22 protein-coding genes and 1 pseudogene are annotated in these 24,127 nt (G+C 64.2%); 9 read left to right on the top strand and 14 right to left on the bottom strand.

From position 1 onward, the window contains the following. Positions 1-100 precede the first annotated feature (100 nt). Complete coding sequence (locus KTQ42_RS20590) at positions 101-469, top strand: SirB2 family protein (RefSeq protein ID WP_349292176.1); 369 nt, start codon at positions 101-103, stop codon at positions 467-469. Here the strand turns inward: KTQ42_RS20590 and KTQ42_RS20595 are convergent, their stop codons facing one another. After that, complete coding sequence (locus tag KTQ42_RS20595) at positions 470-1,021, bottom strand: PadR family transcriptional regulator (protein WP_217347467.1); 552 nt, start codon at positions 1,019-1,021, stop codon at positions 470-472. Between the two features lie 162 nt (positions 1,022-1,183). On the opposite strand from KTQ42_RS20595, the gene KTQ42_RS20600 reads away from it, so the two are divergent. After that, positions 1,184-1,636: a nuclear transport factor 2 family protein gene (locus KTQ42_RS20600; protein WP_217347468.1), complete on the top strand. Its 453-nt coding sequence runs from the start codon at positions 1,184-1,186 to the stop codon at positions 1,634-1,636. A 51-nt stretch (positions 1,637-1,687) separates the two neighbouring features. After that, positions 1,688-2,698 (top strand): nitronate monooxygenase family protein, encoded by a 1,011-nt coding sequence (locus tag KTQ42_RS20605; RefSeq protein ID WP_217347469.1) that lies wholly within the window; start codon positions 1,688-1,690, stop codon positions 2,696-2,698. Positions 2,699-2,716: 18 nt separating this feature from the next. On the opposite strand, the gene KTQ42_RS20610 is transcribed toward KTQ42_RS20605, so the two are convergent. Beyond that, positions 2,717-3,367, bottom strand: coding sequence for a PEP-CTERM sorting domain-containing protein (locus tag KTQ42_RS20610; RefSeq protein WP_217347470.1), 651 nt, complete (start codon positions 3,365-3,367; stop codon positions 2,717-2,719). Between the two features lie 236 nt (positions 3,368-3,603). Between KTQ42_RS20610 and glxR the strand changes: the two genes are divergently transcribed. Together glxR and KTQ42_RS20620 are read left to right on the top strand one after the other, a co-directional pair. Beyond that, positions 3,604-4,503 (top strand): 2-hydroxy-3-oxopropionate reductase, encoded by a 900-nt coding sequence (gene glxR / locus KTQ42_RS20615; protein WP_217347471.1) that lies wholly within the window; start codon positions 3,604-3,606, stop codon positions 4,501-4,503. A 47-nt stretch (positions 4,504-4,550) separates the two neighbouring features. Beyond that, entirely contained in the window at positions 4,551-5,291 is a 741-nt protein-coding gene (locus KTQ42_RS20620; RefSeq protein ID WP_217347472.1) for an SDR family oxidoreductase, read from the top strand. A gap of 197 nt (positions 5,292-5,488) precedes the next feature. Here the strand turns inward: KTQ42_RS20620 and KTQ42_RS20625 are convergent, their stop codons facing one another. Both KTQ42_RS20625 and KTQ42_RS20630 read right to left on the bottom strand, forming a co-directional pair. Further along, complete coding sequence (locus tag KTQ42_RS20625; RefSeq protein WP_217347473.1) at positions 5,489-6,694, bottom strand: cyanophycinase; 1,206 nt, start codon at positions 6,692-6,694, stop codon at positions 5,489-5,491. Positions 6,695-6,849: 155 nt separating this feature from the next. Beyond that, positions 6,850-9,555, bottom strand: a complete 2,706-nt coding sequence (locus KTQ42_RS20630; RefSeq protein WP_217347474.1) for an EAL domain-containing protein — start codon at positions 9,553-9,555, stop codon at positions 6,850-6,852. Positions 9,556-10,006: 451 nt separating this feature from the next. Here KTQ42_RS20630 and KTQ42_RS20635 point away from each other — a divergent pair, with 451 nt between their 5' ends. Continuing rightward, positions 10,007-11,080, top strand: coding sequence for a tartrate dehydrogenase (locus KTQ42_RS20635; protein WP_217347475.1), 1,074 nt, complete (start codon positions 10,007-10,009; stop codon positions 11,078-11,080). Between the two features lie 96 nt (positions 11,081-11,176). Next, a pseudogene (locus tag KTQ42_RS24085) lies at positions 11,177-11,376 on the top strand (IS256 family transposase); the annotation flags it as partial. 79 nt (positions 11,377-11,455) lie between these two features. Here KTQ42_RS24085 and KTQ42_RS20640 read toward each other — a convergent pair. Continuing rightward, positions 11,456-12,706, bottom strand: a complete 1,251-nt coding sequence (locus KTQ42_RS20640) for a family 1 glycosylhydrolase (protein WP_249223022.1) — start codon at positions 12,704-12,706, stop codon at positions 11,456-11,458. Between the two features lie 208 nt (positions 12,707-12,914). Between KTQ42_RS20640 and KTQ42_RS20645 the strand changes: the two genes are divergently transcribed. Continuing rightward, positions 12,915-13,637, top strand: coding sequence for a ribonuclease activity regulator RraA (locus KTQ42_RS20645; RefSeq protein ID WP_217347477.1), 723 nt, complete (start codon positions 12,915-12,917; stop codon positions 13,635-13,637). A 350-nt stretch (positions 13,638-13,987) separates the two neighbouring features. Next, positions 13,988-14,836, top strand: a complete 849-nt coding sequence (locus KTQ42_RS20650; protein WP_217347478.1) for a polyprenyl synthetase family protein — start codon at positions 13,988-13,990, stop codon at positions 14,834-14,836. 7 nt (positions 14,837-14,843) lie between these two features. Here the strand turns inward: KTQ42_RS20650 and KTQ42_RS20655 are convergent, their stop codons facing one another. The 9 genes from KTQ42_RS20655 to KTQ42_RS20700 all read right to left on the bottom strand — a co-directional run bounded on the left by KTQ42_RS20655 (position 14,844) and on the right by KTQ42_RS20700 (position 24,110). Next, positions 14,844-15,773, bottom strand: a complete 930-nt coding sequence (locus KTQ42_RS20655; protein ID WP_217347479.1) for a phytoene/squalene synthase family protein — start codon at positions 15,771-15,773, stop codon at positions 14,844-14,846. A gap of 11 nt (positions 15,774-15,784) precedes the next feature. After that, entirely contained in the window at positions 15,785-17,263 is a 1,479-nt protein-coding gene (locus KTQ42_RS20660; protein WP_349292177.1) for a phytoene desaturase, read from the bottom strand. Beyond that, positions 17,260-18,429: a lycopene beta-cyclase CrtY gene (gene crtY, locus KTQ42_RS20665; RefSeq protein WP_217347480.1), complete on the bottom strand. Its 1,170-nt coding sequence runs from the start codon at positions 18,427-18,429 to the stop codon at positions 17,260-17,262. Before crtY ends, KTQ42_RS20660 begins: the two co-directional genes overlap by 4 nt. Beyond that, positions 18,422-19,705, bottom strand: a complete 1,284-nt coding sequence (locus tag KTQ42_RS20670) for a glycosyltransferase (protein WP_217347481.1) — start codon at positions 19,703-19,705, stop codon at positions 18,422-18,424. Before KTQ42_RS20670 ends, crtY begins: the two co-directional genes overlap by 8 nt. After that, positions 19,702-20,427 carry a fatty acid desaturase gene (locus KTQ42_RS20675; RefSeq protein WP_217347482.1) on the bottom strand — a complete coding sequence of 242 codons (726 nt, stop codon included), beginning with the start codon at positions 20,425-20,427 and terminating at the stop codon, positions 19,702-19,704. Before KTQ42_RS20675 ends, KTQ42_RS20670 begins: the two co-directional genes overlap by 4 nt. Then, the gene (locus KTQ42_RS20680) at positions 20,424-20,894 is read right to left on the bottom strand and encodes a sterol desaturase family protein (protein ID WP_217347483.1); all 471 of its coding nucleotides are present in this window, start codon (positions 20,892-20,894) and stop codon (positions 20,424-20,426) included. Before KTQ42_RS20680 ends, KTQ42_RS20675 begins: the two co-directional genes overlap by 4 nt. A 142-nt stretch (positions 20,895-21,036) precedes the next feature. Further along, a complete protein-coding gene (locus KTQ42_RS20685; RefSeq protein WP_349292182.1) occupies positions 21,037-21,372 on the bottom strand; it encodes an MAPEG family protein in 336 nt (111 codons plus the stop codon). 140 nt (positions 21,373-21,512) lie between these two features. Then, positions 21,513-21,680 (bottom strand): hypothetical protein, encoded by a 168-nt coding sequence (locus KTQ42_RS20695; protein ID WP_217347485.1) that lies wholly within the window; start codon positions 21,678-21,680, stop codon positions 21,513-21,515. Positions 21,681-21,827: 147 nt separating this feature from the next. Next, on the bottom strand, positions 21,828-24,110 hold the full coding sequence (locus tag KTQ42_RS20700; RefSeq protein WP_217347486.1) for a TonB-dependent receptor: 2,283 nt from the start codon (positions 24,108-24,110) through the stop codon (positions 21,828-21,830). Positions 24,111-24,127: the final 17 nt, after the last annotated feature.

Below are 24,127 nucleotides of genomic sequence, written 5' to 3' on the forward strand. Positions count from 1 at the left end.
TTCCCGACAGGCATGCATGTCTACCTAGATCAAAGGCAGCTAGCTAACCGATGAGCCCCAGCACAGTCAACGCAATCCCTTTTCCAAGATGAATTACCTTTTGCTAAAACACCTGCACATGAGCTGCGCCGCACTGAGCGGCGCATTCTTCCTCTTGCGCGGCCTGTGGATGCTGCAGGATTCGCCGCGGCTGGGCCAGCGCTGGGTGCGCACCCTGCCGCACCTGATCGACACCGTGCTGCTGGCCAGCGCGGTGACGCTGGTGATGTGGAGCGCGCAGTATCCGCTGGCGCAGCTATGGCTCACCGTCAAGGTTGGCGCCCTGCTGCTCTATATCGTCCTGGGTTCGGTGGCGCTCAAGCGCGGACGCAGCAAGGGCATCCGGGCTGCCGCCTTCCTCGCGGCGCTGGCGACCTTCGCCTATATCGTGACGGTGGCGCTAAGCAAGAATCCGCTGCCGCTGAGCTAATCAGCCGGCGGCACCGGCCTCGGCCGATTCCAGCAGTGTCAACACCTCGCCGGCCCATTGCAGCCAGCTTCGTTCGGCCACGATGCCAGCGCGCAGCACCGCATGCCGCAGTCTCTGCGGCCTGGACAGGGATGCCGCCGCGAAGTCGCGCTGCTCAATTTCAAGATAGGTGTCGAGCTTGGCCTGATGCTCGGCGATCATGCGGCGCAGTTCCCGGTCTAGGCCATGCGGCCCGATCACAGCCTCGGCCCGCATCTTGATCAGCAGGGCCCGGTTGGCATTGCTTTCGGTTTCGGGGTTGGCCACCCAGCGCGCCAGTTCCTGCCGCCCCGCCTCCAGCACCTGGTACAGCCGGCGGCGGCGCTTGCCGGCGTCATTGTCGTCGGTTGCCATGATCCAGCCGGCATCGGCCATGCGGCCCAGTTCCCGGTAGATCTGCTGATGGCTGGCATGCCAGAAATAGCCCATGGACTTGTCGAAGCGGCGCGCCAGGTCGTAGCCGGTGGACGGCTTTTCAAGCAGCGAGGTCAGCAGGGCATGTTGGATCGACATGGCCGTTATTTTAACGGCTGCCCACCGGAAGCTGCGAAACTTTATGCAACCAGTTGCATAGCCGATTCTGCTTTGCTATGCTTTATGCAACCAGTTGCGTATTGATGCAGCGGCATCCCACGCAGGCCGCGGGAACAGCTGCGAAAAACCCAAGGAGACCGAATGAAAGCCAATGAACTGTCCGATGCCGCGCAGCGCACGCTGGCCACCTGGCATCACATACTGGAACGCAATGCGATGGAAGAGCTCGACCCGCTGCTATCGGAGCACATCGTGTTCCGCTCGCCGGTGGCGCACACGCCCTATCTCGGCAAGGCTGCGATCCAGCTGGTGCTCAAGACCGTCAATACCGTATTCGAGAATTTTCGCTATCACCGCAGCTTTGTCAGCGAGGACGGCCGCAGCATCGTGCTGGAATTTAGCGCCGAGATCGGTGGCAAGGCGTTGAAGGGCATCGACATGCTGCGCTTCGATGACCAGGGCTTGATCGAGGAATTCGAGGTCATGGTGCGCCCTATGAGCGGCCTGCAGGCGCTGGCGGCGAAGATGGGCGCGCAGTTGGCGTCGGCCACCGGCATGCTCAAAGGCAACAGCAACCACAGTGTTCCCGGCTGAAGCCAGCCGGCCACTCTTACTACCCCATACTTTTACCGATCTGGAGCCACCATGTCACTGCCACCCATCCTCGAAGGCCGCCTCTCGCTGCCCATGATCTGCTCGCCGCTGTTCATCATTTCCAACCCGGACCTCGTGATCGCCCAGTGCAAGGCCGGCGTGGTTGGCTCCTTTCCCGCCCTGAATGCGCGACCCGAGCCGGCGCTGAATGAATGGCTGGACCGCATCACCACCGAGCTGGCCGAGCACAATGCCCGCCACCCGGACCGGCCGGCGGCGCCGTTCGCAGTCAACCAGATCGTCCACAAGTCCAACGACAGGCTGGAGCGCGACCTCGATCTGTGCGCGAAGCACAAGGTGCCCATCACCATCACTTCCCTCGGCGCCCGCGAGGACGTGAACCGCTCGGTGCATTCCTATGGCGGCATCGTGCTGCATGACGTGATCGACAACGCCTTTGCGAAGAAGGCGATCGACAAGGGTGCCGACGGCCTGATCGCGGTGGCTTCCGGCGCCGGCGGCCATGCCGGCCGGCTCTCGCCGTTTGCGCTGCTGCACGAAATCCGCGAATGGTTCGACGGCCCGCTGGCGCTGTCGGGCGCCATTGCCAGCGGCAACGCCATCCTCGCCGCGCAGGCCGCGGGCGCCGACGTGGCCTATATCGGTTCGGCCTTCATCGCCACGGCCGAAGCCAATGCCGACGAGCGCTACAAGCAGATGATCGTCGACAGCAGCGCCGCCGACATCGTCTATTCCAACCTGTTTACCGGCGTGCACGGCAACTACCTGCGCCAGAGCATCGTCAATGCCGGTCTGGACCCGGAGGCATTGCCGCAATCCGACCCGTCGAAGATGAACTTCGGCTCCGGCGGCGGCAGCAAGGCCAAGGCCTGGCGCGACATCTGGGGCGCAGGCCAGGGCGTGGGCGCGATCAAGCGCGTGGTGCCGGCAGCCGAGCTGGTAGCCCGTTTCGCCGACGAGTACCAAGCCGCGCGCCATCGTCTGAACCTGGCCATTGCACCGGTCGGCGGCAGCGCCAGGCCGCAGGCTGTGAACGCCTGACTGACCGGACCAACGGGATCAGCGGGCGCGGACGCGGCGTCTCAGCATCAGGCCTAGCCAGCCGAGCAAGCCGGCGCCCAGCAGCGCCGGCATTGGTGGCTCTGGCACGTCATTGACGTCACGGCCGTCCCGTGCCTCGCGCACTAGCCAGTGCGTCTGAGGGCTGTCGAGCGGCACGCCAAACAGCTGGCTATCGTATTCGACGGGAAACCGGTCTTCGGGGTAATAGTAGAAGCGCACGCCAAAGGTCGCGGCATAATCGTCAATCCAGCCGAATTGCCTGCTCTGCTCTGGCGAAAACACGGAATACAGCGACCATTCCGTAAAGCCGGTGACGAACAGGTTGAGGAAAGCCCGGACCTGCGCCTCGTCGGTAGAGGCCGAAAAATTGCCGCAGCCGAATCCGGTCTGCGGCTTCAGCAAGCCGCAGCTGAATTCGTCCTGCGTGGAATAGCGGAACCCTTCCAACATTTCACCCGGCGTCATGGCGGCACGGACCTGGTTGACAGAGACATCGCGCGCGTACGACAGCTTCAGCCATTCCAGACCGGAGCTGGTGTCCAACACCGCGCTGTCCGGCCCTAGCGGCGTAGCGACTTCGATAAGTGCCGCCCGGGCAGTGCCCAGCGACAGAACGGATGCGACCAACAGCATGAGCAACGCTTTCATGAATATCTTTCCCGGAACCTGGCCGCCAGATGCGGCGCTACTTGAAAATGCTCCGGCAGGCCGTCGTCTGCGGCTCTGATAAATGGCAAACATGGGAATTAACGACGCGGTCAATCATCCCGGCAATGCGTCGGATCAAGAGCTGGCCTGTCTGCGCTTCGCAGTAGAGGCTTTGTTGCCCCGGTCGTAGCCATTACACTGCTGCGTACACACCAAAAACTTCAAGAGGAGAACACATGGCTGGCATCGGACTCATCGGACTCGGCGTGATGGGCGCGCCCATGGCGCTGAACCTGCAGAACGGCGGACACCAGCTGTTCGTGCATACCCGCACCCGGCGCGAACCCGATCCATTGGACGGCAAGGCACGCTATTGCGCATCGGCCGCCGAGGTGGCGCAACGGGCCGACATCATCTTCCTGATGTTGCCCGACACGCCGGACGTGCAGAAGGTGCTGTTCGACGAGCATGGGGTGGCAGCCGGGCTGTCGGCCGGCAAGGTGGTGGTCGACATGAGCTCGATCTCGCCGATGGAAACAAAGGTTTTCGCCGAGCGCATCAATGCCCTTGGCTGCGCCTATCTCGACGCGCCCGTATCAGGCGGCGAGGTTGGCGCCAAGGCCGCTTCGCTGACCATCATGGTCGGCGGCCCGGACGCTGCCTTCGAGCAGGTACGTCCATTGTTCGAGCTGATGGGCAAGAACATCACGCTGGTCGGCGACAACGGCGCCGGCCAGACCACCAAGGTCGCCAACCAGATCATCGTGGCGCTGACCATCGAGGCGGTCAGCGAGGCGCTGCTGTTCGCCTCCAAGGCCGGCGCCGACCCGGCCAAGGTGCGCCAGGCGCTGATGGGCGGCTTTGCTTCCTCGCGCATCCTGGAAGTGCATGGCGAGCGCATGGTCAAGCGCACCTTCAATCCCGGCTTCAGGATCGACCTGCACCAGAAGGACCTAAACCTGGCGCTGCAGGGCGCGCGGGCGCTGGGCGTGGCGCTGCCCAACACCGCTACCGCGCAGGAGCTGTTCAACACCTGCGCTGCAAACGGCATGGGCCGGCTCGACCATTCGGCGCTGTGCCGGGCGCTGGAGCTGATGGCCAATCACCCGATCGCGCCCGACGCGCCGACGCATTGAACGGGCCGGCGACGAATCAGCCAAGGCCATCGGTCACGCCCGGGACCATGCCGCGCGCGGTGCTGGTCACCGGCGGCGGCCGCGGCATTGGCGCCGCTGTCTGCCGCCTGGCCGCGCAGCGGGGCTACGCGGTGGCGATCAATTACCTGCATGATGAAGCGGCGGCGCGCCAGCTTGCCGACGAGATTGCTGCAGGCGGCGGCACGACCTGCCTGGCGCAGGGCGATGTCGGCATGCAGGCTGATGTCGAGCGCATGTTCGACATTGCACAGGCCCGGCTCGGCCCCCTGTTCGGGCTGGTCAATAATGCCGGCATCACCGGCCGCCTAGGCCGCTTCACCGAGGCCGATCCGGCATCGATCGAGCAGGTGTTCCGCACCAATGTGCTGGGCACCATGCATTGCAGCCGCGCCGCCCTGAAGCGCTTCCGCGACGCGGGCACGCGCGGCGTGATTGTCAATCTGTCGTCGATCGCGGCCGTTACCGCCAGCCCGAATGAGTACGTGCATTACGCCGCCAGCAAGAGCGCGGTCGAGACCTTCACGCTGGGTCTGGCGCGCGAGGTCGCGGCGGACGGCATCCGGGTCTGCGCAGTGGCGCCCGGCTCGACCCTGACCGGCATCCACGCCGCCGCGGGCGAGCCCGACCGGCCGCGGCGGGTTGCGCCGAAGATCCCGATGGGCAGGCTAGCCACGCCGGAAGAGATTGCCGCGCCGGTGATATGGCTGCTGTCGGATGAGGCTTCCTACATCACCGGAACGGTGCTGCGCTGCGCGGGGGGCCTCTGAGTTCCTGGCAGACTATCGTCATGCAGCCCGCGCTCGGAAAAGCTGGTCAGCGCCAGGAGGGTGCGCCCGGCTGCGAAAGCGCGTCGCCTGTGCAAAGTGGTGGAAAAGACAGCAATGCCGCGGCAGGTTTCAGCAATACGCTGAATGCGCGAGCCTGCACGGCATCGCAGGCTCGCGTCTGTCTGCCGGCGCCTGGCTCAGTAAGGCGACGCAGTCAGCTCTCCCGACACCGCATCAAAGGTCCGCGGCTTGAGCCCACTCCACTCCCCCAGATTGAACACCGTCCCGGAGTCAGTTAGCTTCTGCACCTCCACCGTCGTCATGGTCAGCGGCTTGCCGTCAAGGCAGGCGGTGGGCGGATTCAGCGGCCGCACGAAATACACTGCGCTCTCGGTGCTGGTGGACGGATTGGTCACCCGCCGCGCTGTGACACCTGCGCGATCGCCCTGCACCAGCAGCGCCGTCTCCACAGCGATACCGATGCCGCGCGCAGTGCCCGTCCCGCCGCCAGCTGGGAGGATGCCGCCGCTGCAGCCGGTGCTGCCATCCGGCCGGACCAGACGCGCCACGAAGGCAAACAGCCGGCCCATGCGGTCGCGGCTATCGAGATGGGAATCGGTGATCAAATTGGCCAGCGCCGGCGGTGCGATGAAGCCGCCGGTCGGTGCCGGCGGTGCCGGGTCCAGCGTCATGTATTTGTTGTAAGGATTGGATAACGCCTGCTTCGACGTCACCGTCCCATTCAGCGCGGCATAGTCGAACTGGCCTAGCACCGCGAGGCCGGCGCTGGTGCCGCCCAGGGGTATGTTTTTCGCCATCAGGCTCTTTAGCGTGCCATCGAGCCTGGTGCCTTTCCAGTAGCGGATGTAGTCGGCCTGGTCGCCACCGGCGATGAAGACCGCATTGGCGCGGCCGACGATGGCATTGACCGTCTCGTCATTGGCCGCCTCGATGCTGGGAATGACCAGGGTTTCCACCGAGCTCAGTCCGAGCGCGGCACCCCCAACCCACAACTCTGCCGGCGGCGACGAGGTTGAGGAAGCATCGTTGCTGTAATAAATGTACGGGTTATAGGCCTCGGTGCCGGTGGCGCGGATCACCACGAAGCGGCCACCGGTTTTCGGCGTGATGCCCGCCCGGTCTATCATCCACCGGAATGCCTCGTCCACATCCGGTCCGCCGCCCATCAGCACGAAGGAAGGTGCATTCAGCGTGGAAGGCGCGCTCACCGCGGCATCCGGATTGCCGGTTGCGAAGTAACTGTAGCTTGCTGTAGAAGCGGGTTTCCTGGTGCCTGCGATTGCTGCAGGCTGCGTTGCGAGCAGCAGGGCCAAGCCGGCTGTCATGATGCCTTGTCCGGCCAGGCGGCGGCAGGTGCGCAATAATCCGCTTCGGGTAGTCATGCTGGGAGTCTCCGTTATTGAATGCGTCGTTAGGATCGGGCAAGAGGCAGGCCTGAGCCAGGCCGACTTCATAGGTACCGTCCAGAATGTTCTTTAAACGAACATAAGCACCAATAGTCACATAAAAGAAGGGCACTGCAAAGCACCCGCGTCGTTCAACTTTCCAATGGGCTTTCCGCCGGGAACAGGAAGCGTTGCTGCATCAGTTTCGCTACCGCGTCCGCCGGCAACGGCCGGGAAACAAAATAACCCTGCACCTCCTCGCAGGCCAGGGCCTGCACCGCTGCTAGCTGTGCGGCCGTTTCCACGCCTTCCGCCACCACTCGCATCTGCAGCGCATGGGCCATTGACACAATCGCCTTGAACAGGGCGGCATCGTTGTCGCTGTTGTTGAGCTGGGACGTAAAGGCGCGGTCGATTTTCAGGCCGTCCATGTCCAGCCGCTTTAATTGGGCCAGGCAGGAGTAGCCAGTGCCGAAGTCATCCACATACAGCCGGATCCCCGCTTGCTGGATCGCCGCCAGCTGCTGCATGGCCGCGCCATCTTCCGCTACGGTAGCCGACTCGGTGATTTCCACCTGCAGAAGGCGGGCGTCGAGGCGGTTTGCCTGCAGCGCGCCGGCAAGCATGTCGCCCAGGTCGCCGGCATCAAGCTGCTGGGCCGAGACATTGATGGAAACCGGCACTAGCGGCAGTCCCTGCCGCTTCCAGCGGGCTAGCTGGGCGCAGGCCATGCGCGCCACCTCCATCCCGAGCGGCACGATCAGGCCAGTCTTTTCCGCCAGCGGAATGAATTCATTCGGCGCTATCAGGCCCTGCACCGGGTGGTTCCAGCGCACCAGCGCTTCCATGCTGGTGATCTCGCCGCTGTCGCTGCGCACCCTGGGCTGATAGTGCAGCAGCAGTTCGCCATTCTGGATCGCCAGCTTCAGCTCGGCTTCCCGGTTCAGGCGGGTGACCAGGCGCCGTTCGAGCTCGGGCTCGAAGAAGCGGTAGCTGCCCTTCCTTGCGCCCTTGGCGGCATACATCGCGATGTCGGCATGCTTCAACAGGGTCTCGCCATCGGCCCCGTCTTCCGGGAACAGGCTTACGCCGACTGAGGCATGCACCAGATGCTGCCGCTTCGCACCGCTCAGCACGAAAGGCTGCCACAGCGTATCGATCACCCGCTGGGCTACCGCCGCCACCTCCTCCCGGGTCTGGGCCGCCTGCACGATGATGGTGAACTCGTCGCCGCCGAGCCGCGCCACCCTGTCTTCCGGGCGTATCACCGCGTTCAGGCGCAGCGCCGCCGCCTTGAGCAATTCATCGCCAGCCGCATGGCCCAGGGTGTCATTGATGTTCTTGAAATCGTCCAGATCGACGAACATGACGGCCAGCATGCGGCCCGCCTCACGGGCCTGTTCCATGGCGGCGGGCAGGTAGCTGGTCAGCCAGTGGCGGTTGGGCAGGGAAGTCAGCGCATCGGCATTGGCTATCTGCTCCAGCGCTTCCTGATGCAGACGGGTTTCGGTGATGTCGCGCAGCGTCACCGCCAGGCCGGCGCTGGTGCGCACCAGGCGCCGCTGCAGCCACTGGATGAACTTGTTTTCACGCTGCGGCAGCTGTATTTCATCCTCATACAGGCCGTCCGCCATCGCCTGGCGGCAGGCCGCCAGCATATGGCTTTCGAACAGGGTGGGCAGCATGGCCGACAGGGTCTTGCCGATCAGGGCCTCGCGCGCCATGCCGCGGTACATCGCGCCGCGCTCGTTGCAGTCTTCGATCAGGAAATCGACAATCTCCCGGCTCGGGCCGTACAGCGGGCGCAGCATGTAGAAGCCCTCCCTCGCATTCTCGGTCGCGATGCGGTAAGACTCATGCACCTCCCGCAGATGGTGCGCGCGCCACACCCGCAGCGCCGTATGACGCATACAGCCGGCGGCGATCAGCACCAGCACGAGGCTGCCGATGCCGGCAATGAGCTGTATCTCGCGGTAGCGTGGCAGATAGGCTTCCTGCAGCGCACCTTCGAACACGCCCACGATCGACACCAGCGGATAGCCTTTCACCGTATGCCAGGCAACGATGCGCGCCTTGCCATCCTTGTAACGGGCGGTATCGCGCACGGTGGCGCCAGTCGGTTCGGTCACGGGCGAGGTATTGCGGAAGATCGGATCGTTCACCCGGAATCCGTTGCGGGATTTGGCGGCGACGAAGCTGCCATCGGTATTGCGGATCGAGACGAAATCATCCTGGCCCAGCTTGGTATCGTCCACAAAGGACACCAAGAACTCCGGGTCGACCGCAATCGCCAGCACGCCGGCAAAGCCGCCGTCGGCATCCTCGATGCGGCGCGACAGGATCATCACATTGCGCTCGGAGACGATGCTCTTCATGGGATTGGAAATCGCCAGCGCCTTGCTGGGGCTGGCGGCATGCGCCTGGAAATAGCCACGACTGGCCACGCCCTGGCGGCTTTTCGGCTCCGCCAGCGTCGAGGTCAGCAGCATGCCGTTCTGGTCGAATACGCTGATGGAAATGCGCGCCGCCGCCGGCACCAGGCCGGCATCGACCTGCTCTTCCAGACGCAGCGCCCCGCCGTTCTTCTGCCGGTAAAAGAGAAGGCTCTGCATGATGTAGTCGAGCTGGCCGATGCTGCGTTCGATCTGGTCGGCATAGGTGCGCGCCTGTGCCGACGTGTTAGCAAAGGCGCGGTCGTGCAGGTCGCGCTGCTCGTAATGGATGGTCGAGGCCGCCCAAAACCACAGCCCCGCGATTAGCAGCGCGCAGGCGGCTGGCCAGGGAGCCAGGGAAGGAGCATGACCGCGAAGAAGACCAATTTTTTGCTGGAGCGACAGAATCTGGGGCGTAGCTATCATGAATACGCACTGTTAAGCAGGCAGGCGCGGGAAGTGTAACTTAGGTGAATCGATTATCGGACATAAATTTGACGTAGTAGTTTATGATTGGAAACTTTTGTATTGCAAAAACAAAGACTTATACCTTGGAGAGCCGAAAGCCGGCGAACGACAATCTCAGGTGACGGCTGCCTACCCCGCTCCCTGTCGCACGAAAAAGCCAATCCTCACTTCAATACCGTGTGGCCTGCCTTGGCAGTAAGCTTCAAGGAACCGGAACTTGCGTAATACCAGCCGCACCAGTTCGCAGCCATTATTAACTTTAACGACAAGGCAATGTGAATTCACGTCCGTGCATTGCGGCCGACAAGGCCTACAATTTGCGCTGCGAACGAGCGCGCGGCCGAGCTTGCCTGAATGGCATTACAAGGCGCGGCGACTCCCTGTCAATGCAAAATCAACTGGAGACAACATGCGCACACACAAAATCGCGGCTATCGGCGCCGACGGCATCGGCCCAGAAGTCATTGCGGCCGGCCTGGAAGTTTTAACGGCACTGGCCGACAAGGACGGCGGATTCCGGCTCGAGGTCGAGCACTTCCCCTGGAGTTCGGCCTATTACCTGGAACACGGGCACTACATCCCGGAAGGCGGCCTGGAAAGGCTGAAACAGTTTGACGCCATCTTCTTTGGCGCCGTCGGCAGTCAGCAGGTCCCGGACCATGTTTCTCTGTGGGGCCTGCGCCTGCCGATCGCGCAGGGCTTCGACCAGTACGCCAATGTGCGGCCGGCGCGCGTGCTGCCCGGTGTAACCAGCCCGCTGACCAATGGCGAGGACATCGACTGGGTGATCATCCGCGAGAACTCGGAAGGTGAGTATTCAGGCAATGGCGGCCGTGCCCATCGCGGCCTGCCAATTGAAGTCGGCACGGAAGTCGCGGTATTTACCCGCGCCGGCGTGGAGCGCATCCATCGTTTCGCATTCGAACTCGCGCGCAAGCGCCCGGCCAAGCACCTGACCCTAGTGACCAAGTCCAATGCGCAGCGCTTTGGCATGGTGATGTGGGATGAAATCTTCTACGAAGTCGCCAAGGATTATCCCGATGTCAGGACTGACCGGGAGCTGGTGGATGCGGTCACCACGCGCATGGTATTAAAGCCTAAGTCGCTGGACGTGCTGGTCGCCACCAACCTGCATGCCGACATCCTGTCCGATCTGGCGGCCGCGCTGTCCGGCAGCCTGGGCATCGCACCTACCGCCAACCTGAACCCGGAACGCCAGTTCCCGTCGATGTTCGAGCCCATCCACGGCTCGGCTTTCGACATCACCGGCAAGGGCGTGGCCAATCCGATCGCAACGTTCTGGACCGCTTCCATGATGCTGGAGCACCTGGGCGAAACCGCCGCTGCGCAAACCCTGATGCGGGCAGTCGAGGCGGTCACTGCCAGCAAGCTGCATACGCCCGATCTGGGCGGCAAGGCCAACACGGCGGACGTGACCCGCGCCGTATGCGACTACATCAAGAACGCCGCGCCGGCGGCCTGAGCGCAGAGCCGGCGCGGCTGGGTTTACTGGCCTCGCCGAGCCTTTCAGAATTTTTGTGTAAGCGAGGTCATGAAATAATGCCGAAAGGGATGTTCCATGACCGACGCAATGACTACTAAAAAGCAAAAAAACAGAAAGCACCACCGCCGTTCCCAATCGAACTGATTGACCAATTACTGGCCACTGTGCAGAACAAAGATGCCGAATCCATCCTTGGCGAATCGGGGCTGGTAGGCCAGCCCAAGAAGATGCTGGCCGAGCGCATGCTGTCGGCTGAGCTGACTCACCACTTGGCACAGGGCTCTCGCCTTGCTGAACCGCACCCCGTTTTAACCGGCCGTGCGAATCACGATCGCAAGGAGCACAGGCCGCTCCTTACTCCCGACACCAGTCCCGGTCCGGCTGCTTATGAAGCCTATGTGCGGCATCCACCACATCCTGCAGTTCCACCGGATCGCTGAACGGGTCTTCGTCCAGTGCGGTGACCCTGTTCAGTTCCTTTTGCCAGCGGCGCAGCTCGGCGACATAGCCTGGGTCCGGCACGCGACGCAGGTCGCCGTCCTGCTCGACCAGGTCGCATAGGCCGTTGTGCAGCCATTCTCCCGTATGCCAGTCCGGCATGTCGACCGCGGGAAACAGGCAGATGGCCTGAAGGTCCATGCCGCGCTCTACCGCCGCCAGCGACTCCTCCATCACATCGCATAGCCAGTCGGCGCGGCCGGTGCCCATGCCGCTGGTTTCGCCGATGATCATGGGCCGCCGGTAGCGCTGCCATACCGAGTCCAGCATCTCGCACAGCGGCACGATGCGGTCATCATCAGGTGCGAGCGCGGCATGCGGACCGTGCTCGCGGTATTCCATCTGGCCAAAGGAATAATTGTTGACGCCGACGATGTCGAGGATCTCCGGCGAGCCGCCAAGTTCGGGATGCGCGTGGCCGCACAGCATGTCCCAGGCGAGGAAGGTATCGATACTGGTTTCATGGCGCGCCGCCTCGATCTGGTCGGGTCGGTCGCGTGGCGCGACCACATGCACCAGCGGGTCCATGTGCACCATTCGCGCCTCGGGGTCGACTTCGCGTAGGGCCTTGGCGCCCGCGATCGCGGCCCGGCACAATGCCACGCGCAGGCGCATGCGGTCCTCGCGGCTGTTGCGGTAGGGTGCGACCCATCCCCACTCGCCGCCGCAGAAGGAGAAGAAGGTGATTTCGTTGATCGGCGTGAAGAAGTGCGGCCCGCGCACGCGCGGCACCACATATTGCGCAGCGGCCCGACAGTAGGCGGCAAAGCGCTCGGTGAATGCCGGCCCGAACGGGTCGAGATCGTTCGGATAGCCGTAATGGCAGAGGTCCCAGATGGGTATCATCTTGTTGGCATTCATCGCATTGATCAGCACATCGAGGCCGGAAAAGTCCAGCCTGCCTTGGCTGTCCACCAGCGGCCAGGGTATGCCTTCACGCGCCACGGCGATGCCAAGGTCGTGCAGGATGCGATAGTCCTCCATCGCATGGCTGTCATGCCCGGTTTCGGCGACTAGGTTGCGACGACGCCGGTCCTTCCAGAGAAAGGTCGAGCATTCAAAGCCCGACAGGAAAAAAGTGGGGAAGATACCCGGATGGCTGGTCATGTCGCTACCCTTCATAGGTGCTGTACTAGAAAGACCGGCAGGAATCGATTAAGTTGCGCTTCGGGCTGGCGCGGCACATGCAGTCCCGCATGGCATAAACGTCAGGCGCTTGACCGTGCGCCTCGGTCGGGGTCACACTCGCAGGGCGCCTTCGTCCTGCCGGACGGCGGCGCATCCTCCCTCAACTTTTTACAGTAGAAGGCATGCCATGGGTGTTGATCCAATTCCGCTGGACCCTGAAATCATTCGACTCCTGTCGGGCGTGACAACCGCCACGCTGACCACGGTGCTGCTCAAGAAAGGCTTGCGCAATGTATGGCTGCGCGGCGCGATGCCGCTTCGGCCCAGCCAGCCACGGCTGGTGGGCCGGGCCTTTACGCTGCGCTTCGTGCCGGCGCGCGAAGACCTCGCCACGCCGGCCTCATGGGGCGCGCCGATCTCCACCCGGGCCGCGATCGAAGCCATGCCTGAAGGCTGCATCACGGTTGTCAGCGCCATGGGTGTAACCGATGCTGGCATCTTCGGCGACATCCTTTGCGCGCGGATGCAGAAGCGCGGCGTGACCGCGCTGGTGACCGATGGCGTGGTGCGCGACGTGGCCGGCGTGCTCGGTACCGACCTGCCGATCTGGTGCCAGGGCGCGGCTGCGCCGCCATCCGTGGCGGGGCTGACCTTCGTTGGCTGGCAGGAACCGATTGGCTGCGGCGGCGTTGCGGTGTTTCCCAACGATGTGGTGGTGGTCGATGGCGATGGCGCGGTGCTGATTCCGGCCGCGCTGCTCGACGATGTGATCGCGGCATCGGTTGAACAGGAAAGGCTGGAAGCGTGGATCATGGAAGAGGTCAATGCCGGCGCTGCGCTGCCAGGCCTGTATCCGCCGAATGAGGAAAATCGCAAGCGTTACGAGGCGTGGGCCGCTAAGACTGGCTGACCCTGGTGTGGCGTGCCACTGCGCAATCGCGGCAGGCGTGGCAATTCTTTCCTGTCGTCACGAGATGCTCGCCACGAAAGGCTTTCGGCTGACTTGGGGATATCGACTTGCGCCTTAAAAGTTTGTTCAAATCGAATGCAAGCGCATTTGATGACCAAAGTCAGCGTTTAAGCACAGCAAGGCATGACGCTTGGCGTTATTATTTTTGAGCCAGTTTCATGCCGGTCCGACAGCAAAGCCTCAAACGACAGCGTCCGCAATGACGGATGTCGCACGGCTTTTGCGCTGCATTACAACAGAACGTTTCCCGGCAGGCACCAACCGATCGACCATCAAGCGCCGAGGAAAAATTGCTAGTTGCCCATCCACACACTGCAATAGACCAGAACTGGATTGCCGATACCCGGCGCCTGGTCGATCAGCATCTCGATACCCTACTCGCTTCTTCACAGACATCACCCGTTGCCGAGGCCATGCGCTACAGCGTGCTGGCACAGGGCAAGCGCATCCGGCCCCTGCTCACGTTGGCAGTAGCCAGTTATTTCGGCGTGCGGCCGGCGGCGGCGATGCATGTGGCCTGCGCGCTGGAGATGATCCATTCAGCATCGCTGATCCTGGATGACCTGCCCTGCATGGACAATGACCGCGAGCGCCGCAACCGCGTGGCTACCCACGTCAGGTATGGCGAAAGCCTAACCATCCTCGCGGCAGTCTCGCTGCTTACGCAAAGCTGCTGCACCATCGCTTCCCACCAGAGCCTGGAGCCGGATCTGCGGCTAAAGCTGGTGCAAATGCTGTGCGACACCGTGGGCCCACATGGCCTGTCGCTGGGCCAGTACATCGACCTGCATGGCGTGGCCGGCATGACCACGCCCTCGGCCATCACCAACATTCATCACCTGAAGACCGGTGTGCTGTTCCTCGCCGCGGCGCGTGCCGGCTGCCTGATCGCCAGGGCCAGTCCGGCGCAGGAAGACAAAGTGATGCGCTTCACCAACAACATCGGCCTGGCCTTCCAACTGCTCGATGACCTCAAGGACATGGATAGCCCAGGTACCAACATGGTGGCGCATATCGGCGTGTCCGGCGCACAGCGCCGCCTGCAGGATTACCTGGATGCGGCCAACGATGCGATTGCAGGCGAGCGCAACGCTGACATGCTGCACGGCTTCGCAGACGCCTTCTTCAGCCGCGCATAGTGCCGTTTCACAGGTCAGGGTGAGTCCAGAGCCCGTTGCGTGGTGGCTGCACGGGCCGCCGCGCCATCGCATGAGCAGCCACGAATCCGCCTTGGAACAGCCGCACCAGTTTGCGCCTGCCCGACACGCTTGCACGCTGCTCCCACACCGCCGTCCCTTCCGCACGGACCCGTAAGCCGATGTCGCGATAGATCAGCAGCGCGCTGGCAATGGCCCAGGCGCAGCGCCATGGCAGTTGCGCCATGCCGATGCGGGCGGAAGCGTAATATTGCTCGGCCAGTTCCACCAGTTCGCATGCCAGCCCATGCAGGGCAGGCAGGTGATGCGGCAGCGCTGCCTGCGCTGGCGCCACCGCTTGCCGCGCCAGCCAGTCTTCCGGCAGATAGCAGCGGCCGATGCGCAAGTCGTCCCGCACATCGCGGGCGATGTTGGTAAGCTGAAAGGCGATGCCGAGGTCGGCCGCCCGGTGCATCACCTGCGCATCGCGCACGCCCATGATGCGGGCCATCATCACACCGACCACGCCCGCCACGTGATAGCAATATAGCAGCGTGTCGTCCAGCGTTTGAAAGCGCTGTTCCCGCGCATCCATCGCAAAGCCTTCCAGCAGCTCGAACAGCTGGCGCCGGGGCAGGTCATGCCGGCGCACCACGCGGCCCAGCGCCGCAAAGGCAGGGATCTCGCTGGAATGGCCGTCGCATACCCGCGCCGTCTCGCGCTGCAGGGCTTGCAGCCGCGCTTCCTTTTCCGGGCGGCTCAGCTCCTGGGCATGGTGGCCCAGGGTCTGGCCGTCGATCACATCGTCGCAGTGGCGGCACCAGGCATACAGCATCATCACGCTGTCGCGGGTGTCGCGGTCGAACAGCATTGCAGCCTTGGCAAAGCTCTTCGAGCCCTGCCGGATGCTTTGCTGGCTGTAGGCGGAGATGTCTTCCATTGTGCGCTCCATCAGGCCGCGCTCCTGACGGTTTGCTCGTCCAGGATGATGCGCGCGGTGGCCTTGGCCGAACCAACCACACCGGGTATGCCGGCGCCGGGGTGGGTGCCGGCGCCGACGAAATACAGGCCGGGTATCTGCTGGTCCTTGTTGTGGGTGCGGAAATAGGCGCTCTGCCACAGCACCGGCTCCAGCGAAAATGCCGAGCCGACATGGGCATTCAGTTCATCGCGGAAGTCGCATGGCGTGAAGATGCGCGAGGTAACGAGGTCGCGTTTCAGGTCCGGTATATAGTGGCGCTCCAGGTAGTCGAGGATGCGGTCGCGGTAGCGCGGGCCTTCGGTTTCCCAGTCGATGTCGGCATTGCCCAGGTGCGGCACCGGGGCCAACACGTAATAGGCGCTGTCGCCAGGCGGTGCAAGCGACGGGTCGGTCACGGTGGGCGCATGCAGATAGAGCGAGAAATCCTCCGCCAGCGCGGCGCCATGGAAGATGTCCTTGAGCAGCTCGCGGTAGCGCGGGCCGAACAGCACGGTATGGTGCTCCAGGCCGGGCCGCGTGCCCCTCAGGCCGAAATAGATCACGAACAGCGACATCGAGAAGCGCTTCTTCTTCAGGCTAGCCGCCTTGCGCCGCGCCGGCGGATGCTGGCGCAGCAGCTTCTCGTAGGTATGCACCACGTCGGCATTGCTGGCGGCAAGGAGGCAGGGCAAGCGCTCGCCCGAGCGCAGCCGCACCGCGGCCACCCTGCCCTGTTCGACCAGGATTTCATCAACGGCGGCATTCATCCTGATCTCACCGCCAAGGTCGGTAAAGAGCTTGATCATGCCGCGGATCAGCGCTCCGGTGCCGCCCTGCGGGAAGAACACGCCCCACTGCCGTTCCAACGCATGGATCAGCGCATAGATCGATGAGGTCTCGAAGGGATTGCCGCCTACCAGCAGCGAATGGAAGCTGAAGGCCTGGCGCAGATGCGGGTCCTTGATGAAGCGCGAGACGATGCCATAGACGCTGCGATAGCTCTCCAGTTTGATCAGCTGCGGCGCCACCTTCACCATGCTGCGGAAATCCGGAAACGGCACATGGCCGAGCTTGACATAGCCTTCTTCCAGCACCGCTTTCGAATAGTCGAGAAAACGGCGATAGCCTGCCACATCGCCCGGCGACTTGGCGCCGATCTGGCGGTCCAGTGCCTCCTGGTCATTGACATAATTGAAGGAGTAGCCGTCCTCCCAGCACAGCCGGTAGAAGGGGCTGACCGGCAGCAGCTTGACATAGTCGTCGAGCCGCCGGCCCGACAGCGCGAACAGTTCTTCCAGCGCGGTCGGGTCGGTGATCACCGTCGGCCCCGCGTCGAAGGTGAAGCCCTGGTCCTCGTACACATAGGCGCGGCCGCCCGGCTTGTCGCGCTGTTCCAGCACGAGTGTCGGTATGCCGGCCGACTGCAGTCGGATGGCGAGCGCAAGCCCGCCGAATCCGCTACCGATCACGATGGCTTTGATGATGTTCCCCTTTCGATGTTGGCCATGGCCATGAACGCCGCGCCCAGTGGCACCGGTGGCTTGCCTGATAGGATGCGCAGCTTGTCGGCCCAGTTCAGCCGGGCCGCATAAAACCGTTCGATGCGCGCCTGCGGCAGTCCATAGAAGCGCTGCAGCAGGCGGTAGCGCTGCGCCGGCGCGCTGGCGAAAAACAGCATGCGGTTCAACAGGCGCATGAAAAGTTGGCCGCGCCACTGCGCAATGGACCTGTCGCGGATGCAGTCGTGCGTTTCCGACAGGGCCGGCAATGCGGCGACCTCCTCGGCCAGCCGCACCGCAAACGGCAGCGAATAGCCGGTGGTGGCATGGAACAGCCCAGCACGCAGGCCGCTGCAGGCCAGATCGGACGGCTTGTCGCGCCAGAAGCGCTCGATGTCGCCCGACAGCGCAATCGGGAGCACGCCGCTTTCCTCGCGCTCCACCCGCTCCACTTGCCAGCCGCGGGCGGCGATGTAGTCGTCGATGCGGCGCCGCAGCTCGGCCTCGTCCAGTCCGGGCGCGCCGCTGTAGTAGGTGTCCTCGACCAGGATGCGGCGTTCGTCGAAGGGCAGCGTGTAGACGAAGCGGTAGCCGTCGTCCTGCGGCACGGTGGCGTCCATGATGATGGGCAGCGCTTGGCCATGCGGCTGGCGCAGCAGCACTTCGCGGCCGACGAACTTCTGCCATGCATAGTGCATGTGCGGCGAGGCGGCATGGCCGCGGCCGTCGATCACCAGGCCGGCCTCCTGCCATGCGCCGTTGATGCGGGCGCCGGTGGCGCCGACCTCGTCCACCATGGCATCGAGCCGCACGACGCCGTCCAGCGCCTCCATCAGCACCTGATGGAAGCGGCTGGCGCTGATGCTGTAGCAGGGCGTGGACAGCCGGCGGCGATGCTCGGGGAAGCGCACTTCATAGCCGGGCCAGCAACGCACCACCAGCGGCGCCAGCCAGGCATGCTGCGCCGGCGTCAGGTCGGGGTGGTAGTAGGACCAGGTATGGTTGCCGCCCAGGGTTGCGCCACGTTCCACCAGCAAGATGCGCAGTTCGGGCCGCGCCTGGCGCAGGCGCCAGGCGATCAGGCCGTTGGCTAGGCCGCCGCCGACCAGCAGTACGTCAACCGGCGCGTCAGCCATGGTCGAGCGCCTCCTCGATAGCGCGGCAGCCGGCCTGCACGCCATCCTCGGCCCGGCTCGGACCGGCAAGCCGGGCCGCTGCCTGACGCATGCGCCCGTCAGCGAGAATACGCGCCAGCGCGGCGCGCAGCGCATGGCGGCCGGCGCGCCGTTTCGGCAGCACCAGCGCCGCGCCTAATGCACGCAGCCGCAGCGCATTGTCCATCTGGTCGTGCGCATGTGGCACGATGAGCTGCGGCTTGCCGGCGCGCAGCGCCTTGAACGAGGTGGCCGCGCCGCCGGAATGCACGATCACGGCGGCATGCGGAAACACCGCCTCGAATGGCGCATAGCCGATGCGCAGCGCGTCTTCAGGCAGCGGCGCCGGCAGGCTGGACGCGGCTGACAGCCCGCCCGTGACCAGCAATGCCCGCATGCCGAGCGCCGAAGCAGCCGCCAGGCCATCGGCATAGAAGTCACCGGCGTCGTTGCTGGCCGCGGAGCCGAGGGTGAAGACCGCCAGCGGTGCATCGTCCCGCGCCAGGAAGCGCCGCAGCGCATCCGGCAGCGCCGGCGCCTCGTCCAAGTAGAGCGCGGTGCCGGTCTGTACGGTCGAGGCCGGCCAGTCGGGCTGCGGCGCGCCCAGGAGCGGCGAGAACATCGCCAGCACCCGGCGGTCGGAATGCTGGCCCTCGTACAATGGATGCTCACGCGAGGCGATGCCCAGTTCGGCGCGCAGCGCCAGCACGGGGTCGAGCCAGCGCTCGGTATGCTGCCTGACGTAGCCAAACACCTTGCCATGCAGCTCGGGCGAGCGCCCGCACAGCCAGGACAGCAGCGCGAACGGCAGGTAATTGGGTCGCTCGTGCAGCGAGAAGAAGGACATCGGCTGCAGCACCGCCGACACCCAGGGCACGCCGGTACTAGCCGCCACGAGCGGCGCGGCCAGCGCCATCAGCGACTGGCTTACGAGCAGGTCGGCGCCGCGGCTGGCTTCGGCTAGGTCGGTATAGCTGTGACGTATCGCCGGCCCCAGGTAATGGCGATAGACGAATTCGCCGCCGCTTCGCGGATGCATGTAGCGGCGGTGGAAGGCCGGCGTGTTGTCGGGGTCGGGCCGCATGTGGCGAAACGCCAAGCCGGCCCGCACCACATGGGCTTCATGGGCGGCATTGGTGGCGACCGTGACCCGGTGCCCGCGCCGCCGCAGCTCGCCGCCCAGCGCTAGAAAGGGATGCAGGTCGCCCAGCGAGCCGGAGGTGGCGAACACGATGTGGCGGGACGGCAGGCTGCTCATCGCGACCGCGCTCCCGGCAGGCGCCACCACGGCGTGCCCGGCTGCAAGTGATGCTCGTGGTGATAGCCGAAGTGAAAGCAGGTCAGCAGCGACAGCAGGTAGCCAAACTCATTGCTGCGCGCGCGGTGGTGGTCGGCGAACTGGGCATCGCTGCGGTCGTCAACATGGCGGTGCGGCAGGAAGGTGCCGAAATAGAACAGCTGCAGGGAGGACACGATGCCCGGCACGGCGAAGAACAGCAGGATGTTCCACACGCTTGCGCCCAGCAGCATATAGGCCGACACCCGCAGCGACATGATCGCCAGTTCGCGCCAGCCGAAATAGGTGGTCAGGAATTGCAGGTACCAGCTCAGTGGCTGGTTAGCATGGGCAACAGCGAAGTCTGGGTCCTGCGCGCTGCCCGGGTTGCGGTGGTGCAGCTCGTGCTTGAGCTTGATGCGGCCGAAGGAAAAGCCGGCATATAGCAAGAGCGCCAGCCGGCCCACCATGTCGCCGCTGGCGCGCCGCGACGGCCACAGCGAGCCATGCATGGCGTCATGCGCCACGATGTACATGCCCACCGACAGCCAGGTCAGGAGTAGCAGTATCGGGGCCGCCAGCGCCGGCGCCCACGGCGCGCTCCAGTCAAACAGGAAGACCGCGGACAGATGCAGCGCGCTCCATGCGGCGATGATGGCCGTGGCCAGCGCCATGCCGATGCGGCCCTGCCTGGAGGGGTTCATGGCTGGCGATCGCCGCCGCGCAGCTGCCGGCGTATCGCGTCGACCGGCGGGGCATACAGAAAACCGAAGGAGACGCCGTTCTCGCGGGTGCGTACGGCATGGTGCAGATGGTGGGCAGTGGCCAGGCGCTGCAGATAGCCGCTTCTTGGCCGCCAGGCAAGCGGCAAGCGCCGGTGGATGATCACATCATGCAGGATGCCGTACAGCATGCCGTAGATCGTGATGCCCAGCGCAATCCACCACAGCCACGGCCGGCTGGCGCCGACCATGAACAGCAGGATGGTGGCGGCGGCGAACACGATGGCATACAGGTCGTTTTTTTCCCAACCGGCGCCCTTGGGCGCTTCATGATGCGAGCGGTGCCAGCCCCAGCCGAAGCCATGCATCACATGCTTGTGGACCAGCGCGACCGCGAACTCCATCACAAACAGCGTGGCGATCAACAGAAAAAGATGAAAAGGGTTCATGCCTGCGGGAAACAGCCTGGTGGGAAGGAAGGGAAATGTCCTGAACCCAACAGTCGCATGAAACCCGCCGCAGCCGCAGGGCAGCGTGTAGGCTTGTTGATCTCGTTCAAACAGGCGCCCGGCGCCTGGCGCAGCGGCCGGTTCAGTCGCGGCCGGCAAGCGGGGCGAGCGCTGCGGACACATGCGCCAGCAGCAGGTAAAGGGAGGCTGAAAGCAGGGATGCCAGCGTCAGAGACATGCTGGCAACGCGGAAGCGGAAGTCTTCCGGGCTGCGGCTGACGCCCCCGGCATGCAGCGCCCGGCCGAGCAGCAGCGCTAGGCTCAGCGCATGGACCAGCATGACGTGGGCCGGCGCGATCTCGATCAGGTAAATCAGCAGCAGCGTCAGCGGCACGTATTTGGCGGAGTTGGCATGGGCCCGCATCGCCCTCTGAGCATGCGCTCGTCGCCGCTGTCGCCGATGGCGATGCGCAGCCAGCGGCGCAGGCGCAGGCTGCGCACGCTCAAGGCGGCATAGAGCATGGCCAGCAGCGCGGCATAGAGGCTCACAACGGGCATGCGCTGGGCTGGGAGAAGGTGAAGGATGGAGACATCAGAAAGGGAAGCCGGTCCGCGGACTTACCGCGGCGCCGGCTCGTCGGACGCCGGGACGCGCTGCGGCGGCAAAGCCTTCAAGTGGCGCGCCGGCGCTTGCTGCATGCTGTCGGCGGCGCGCCGCAGGTCGCTGACGCGCTCGCCCTGCCTGCGCACTCGCTCGCGCAAGCTCTCCAGACTAGAACTGGACAACGATGGATCATCCTGATTGTTCACATGGGTCCCCTGCGAATAGCGTCTGCGAATTTTAATGTTGTATTTTTAATGCATCCAAGCCCGACGGTTATTTGTGTTGTTATTTGACACTGCGCCGGTCCGGCCAGCGCTGGCTCTGACTTCCTACAGCCATGAGTAGCGCATGCCCACCCAAATGCCGCGCGGCGCGCCGTAGCCGCGGAACTGCTCGCCCACCGGGTTGGCGCCGTCGAAGGTGCGGCCGGGGCCGGTGAAGGCATTCAGGCCCAGCACGCCGAGGTTGGCGTATTCCCGGTCGAACAGGTTATTGATGCGGGCAAAGACTTCCCAGCCTTTGGTAAGCATGTAGCGGGTGTCGAGATTGACCACGGTGTAGCCGGGCACCTTGCCGCGGGCATCGCTGTTGTTCTCGTCGCCACGGGCATACATGCTGCCGGCAACCAGCAGGTTGGCGCCGACATCCCACTGCGGCGTGAGCGCATAGCCCATGCGCAGCTTCAGGCTGTGGCGCGGTATGCCGGGAACGCGGTCGCCGCTGCGAATCGCGATCGCGCCGTTCGCGTCGGCGCTGGTATTGGCCGGGCTGGTTTCGGCGAAGCCAGTGCGATAGGTTGCGTCGGTAAAGCCGTAGCGCGCGCTCGCCGACAGCTCGCCCCATTTGCCATTGACGCCCAGTTCCAGCCCCTGGCGCCGGGTCTGGCCAACATTCTGGAAATAGCCGGCATTGGTAGTTACGCCGCCGCTGGCGATGAACTGGATGTCGTCGTCCAGCACGGTGTGATAGAGCGCCGCGCTCCACGACACGCTTTCGCCCTGCTTGCCGCGCGCGCCTAGTTCCAGCGTCCTCGCCACCACCTTCTTCAGCGGCGGATCGGCCAGGAAGCTGTTGGGCAGCTTGCATGGTGCCTGCGGGTCGGCGCAGGTCAGTTCGATCGGGGTCGGCGCCCGCATGCCTTCGTTGTAGCTCACATAGGCGGTGGCCTGTGGCGTCGGATTGAAATTCAGGCCGACCGCCGGATTGAAGCGGGAGAAGCGATGGCTGCCATTGAGCTCGGGCGCCTCGCCGGTCTGGTCGCTGATGCTGACCCGCGCCATGTTGTAGCGGCCGGACAGCGTCATCGCCCAGCGCTCACTGAAGGCCAGCACATCGGAGACGAACAGGCCGTAATAGCGGTTGCGGGTTTTGGCGTCGGTGTCGAGTTCGAAGTCGCCGGTGCCGATGGTGCCGCGGCTGGAGGTGAATACTGCAGGTTGATCTTCCTGAGTGTATCGGGCGCGGCCGATGTCCACCGTGCCGCCGGCGACGAACTGGTTCTTCATGCCGGCCAGCTGGCCGGACACGGTCAGCTGCAGGCCGGCGCCATAGCTGTGCTGGCGGATGGCGGCGCGGTCGTTATGGGCCTGGCTGGCGTCGATCGCGCCATTCTCCACCTGTCCGAAATCGTCATTCACATTGCTGGAGATATTGCGATTGCGGTAGTTGCGGTAATACAGGTTCCCGCCCAGCAGCACATCGTCGTTCAGGAAGCGGCTGCCCTTGGCGGTCAGGAACATCAGCTTGTTGTCGTTGCGGTCTGGGTAGGTATAGGCCTGCCGGATATTCTCGGAAAAGGACCGCGGCAGTGTCTGGGTGCCTTCCAGCCGGTTGTCGGCGGCGGTCAGGCTGACGTCAAGGTCGGTGTCGCTAGTCTGGTAGCCGACCTTGCCGAAGAACTGCTGCACGCGGCTGCCATTGTGCTCGGCCCAGCCATGGTCGCGGGCGATATTGCCGGTCACGAAGTAATCAAGGTTGCCGCTCTTGCCGCCCTGCTCGAACTCTACCGCGCGGCGGCCGAAGGAGCCGGTGGACAACTGCACCGCGCCGCCCGGATAGGCGCTGCCGCTCTTGGTATAGACCGCCAGCGCGCCGCCCAAGGTATTCAGGCCGAACGCCGGGTTGGAGCCGGGTATGAGCTGCATGTTGGCAATGGCCGACTGCGGCAGCAGGTCCCAGTTGACGGTGTCGCCGAACGGCTCGTTGATGCGCACGCCATCCTGGAATACCGACAGGCCTTGCGGCACGCCCAGCAGCGGCGAGGCGGTGAAGCCGCGGAAACTGACGTCAGGCTGGTAGGGATTGCCCTGTGCCGCGTTCACCGTCACGCTGCCGGCGTTCTGCTCCAGATGGTCGGTCAGGGTCAGCTGGCGCTGCTGTTCTATCGTGCGACTGTTCAGAATTTGAACATTGGCTGGCACATTTTGTATCGCCGTGCCGAGGCCGGGCAGCATCGAAGTGCCCACGACTTCGACGGTGGGCAGCTCCAGCGCCTCGGCCGGGTTTTCCTGGGCATGGATAATCGCGGGATCGGCTAGGGTGCCGGCCAGTGCGGCCAGGAGCGCGGTGCGCCGGAAGGGAACAGCGGCATGCGTCATTCGATGTCTCTCCATGTTTATTTTTTTTGGTG

Origin of the sequence: Noviherbaspirillum sp. L7-7A, from assembly GCF_019052805.1 — a bacterium.
Lineage (GTDB): Bacteria > Pseudomonadota > Gammaproteobacteria > Burkholderiales > Burkholderiaceae_D > Noviherbaspirillum_A.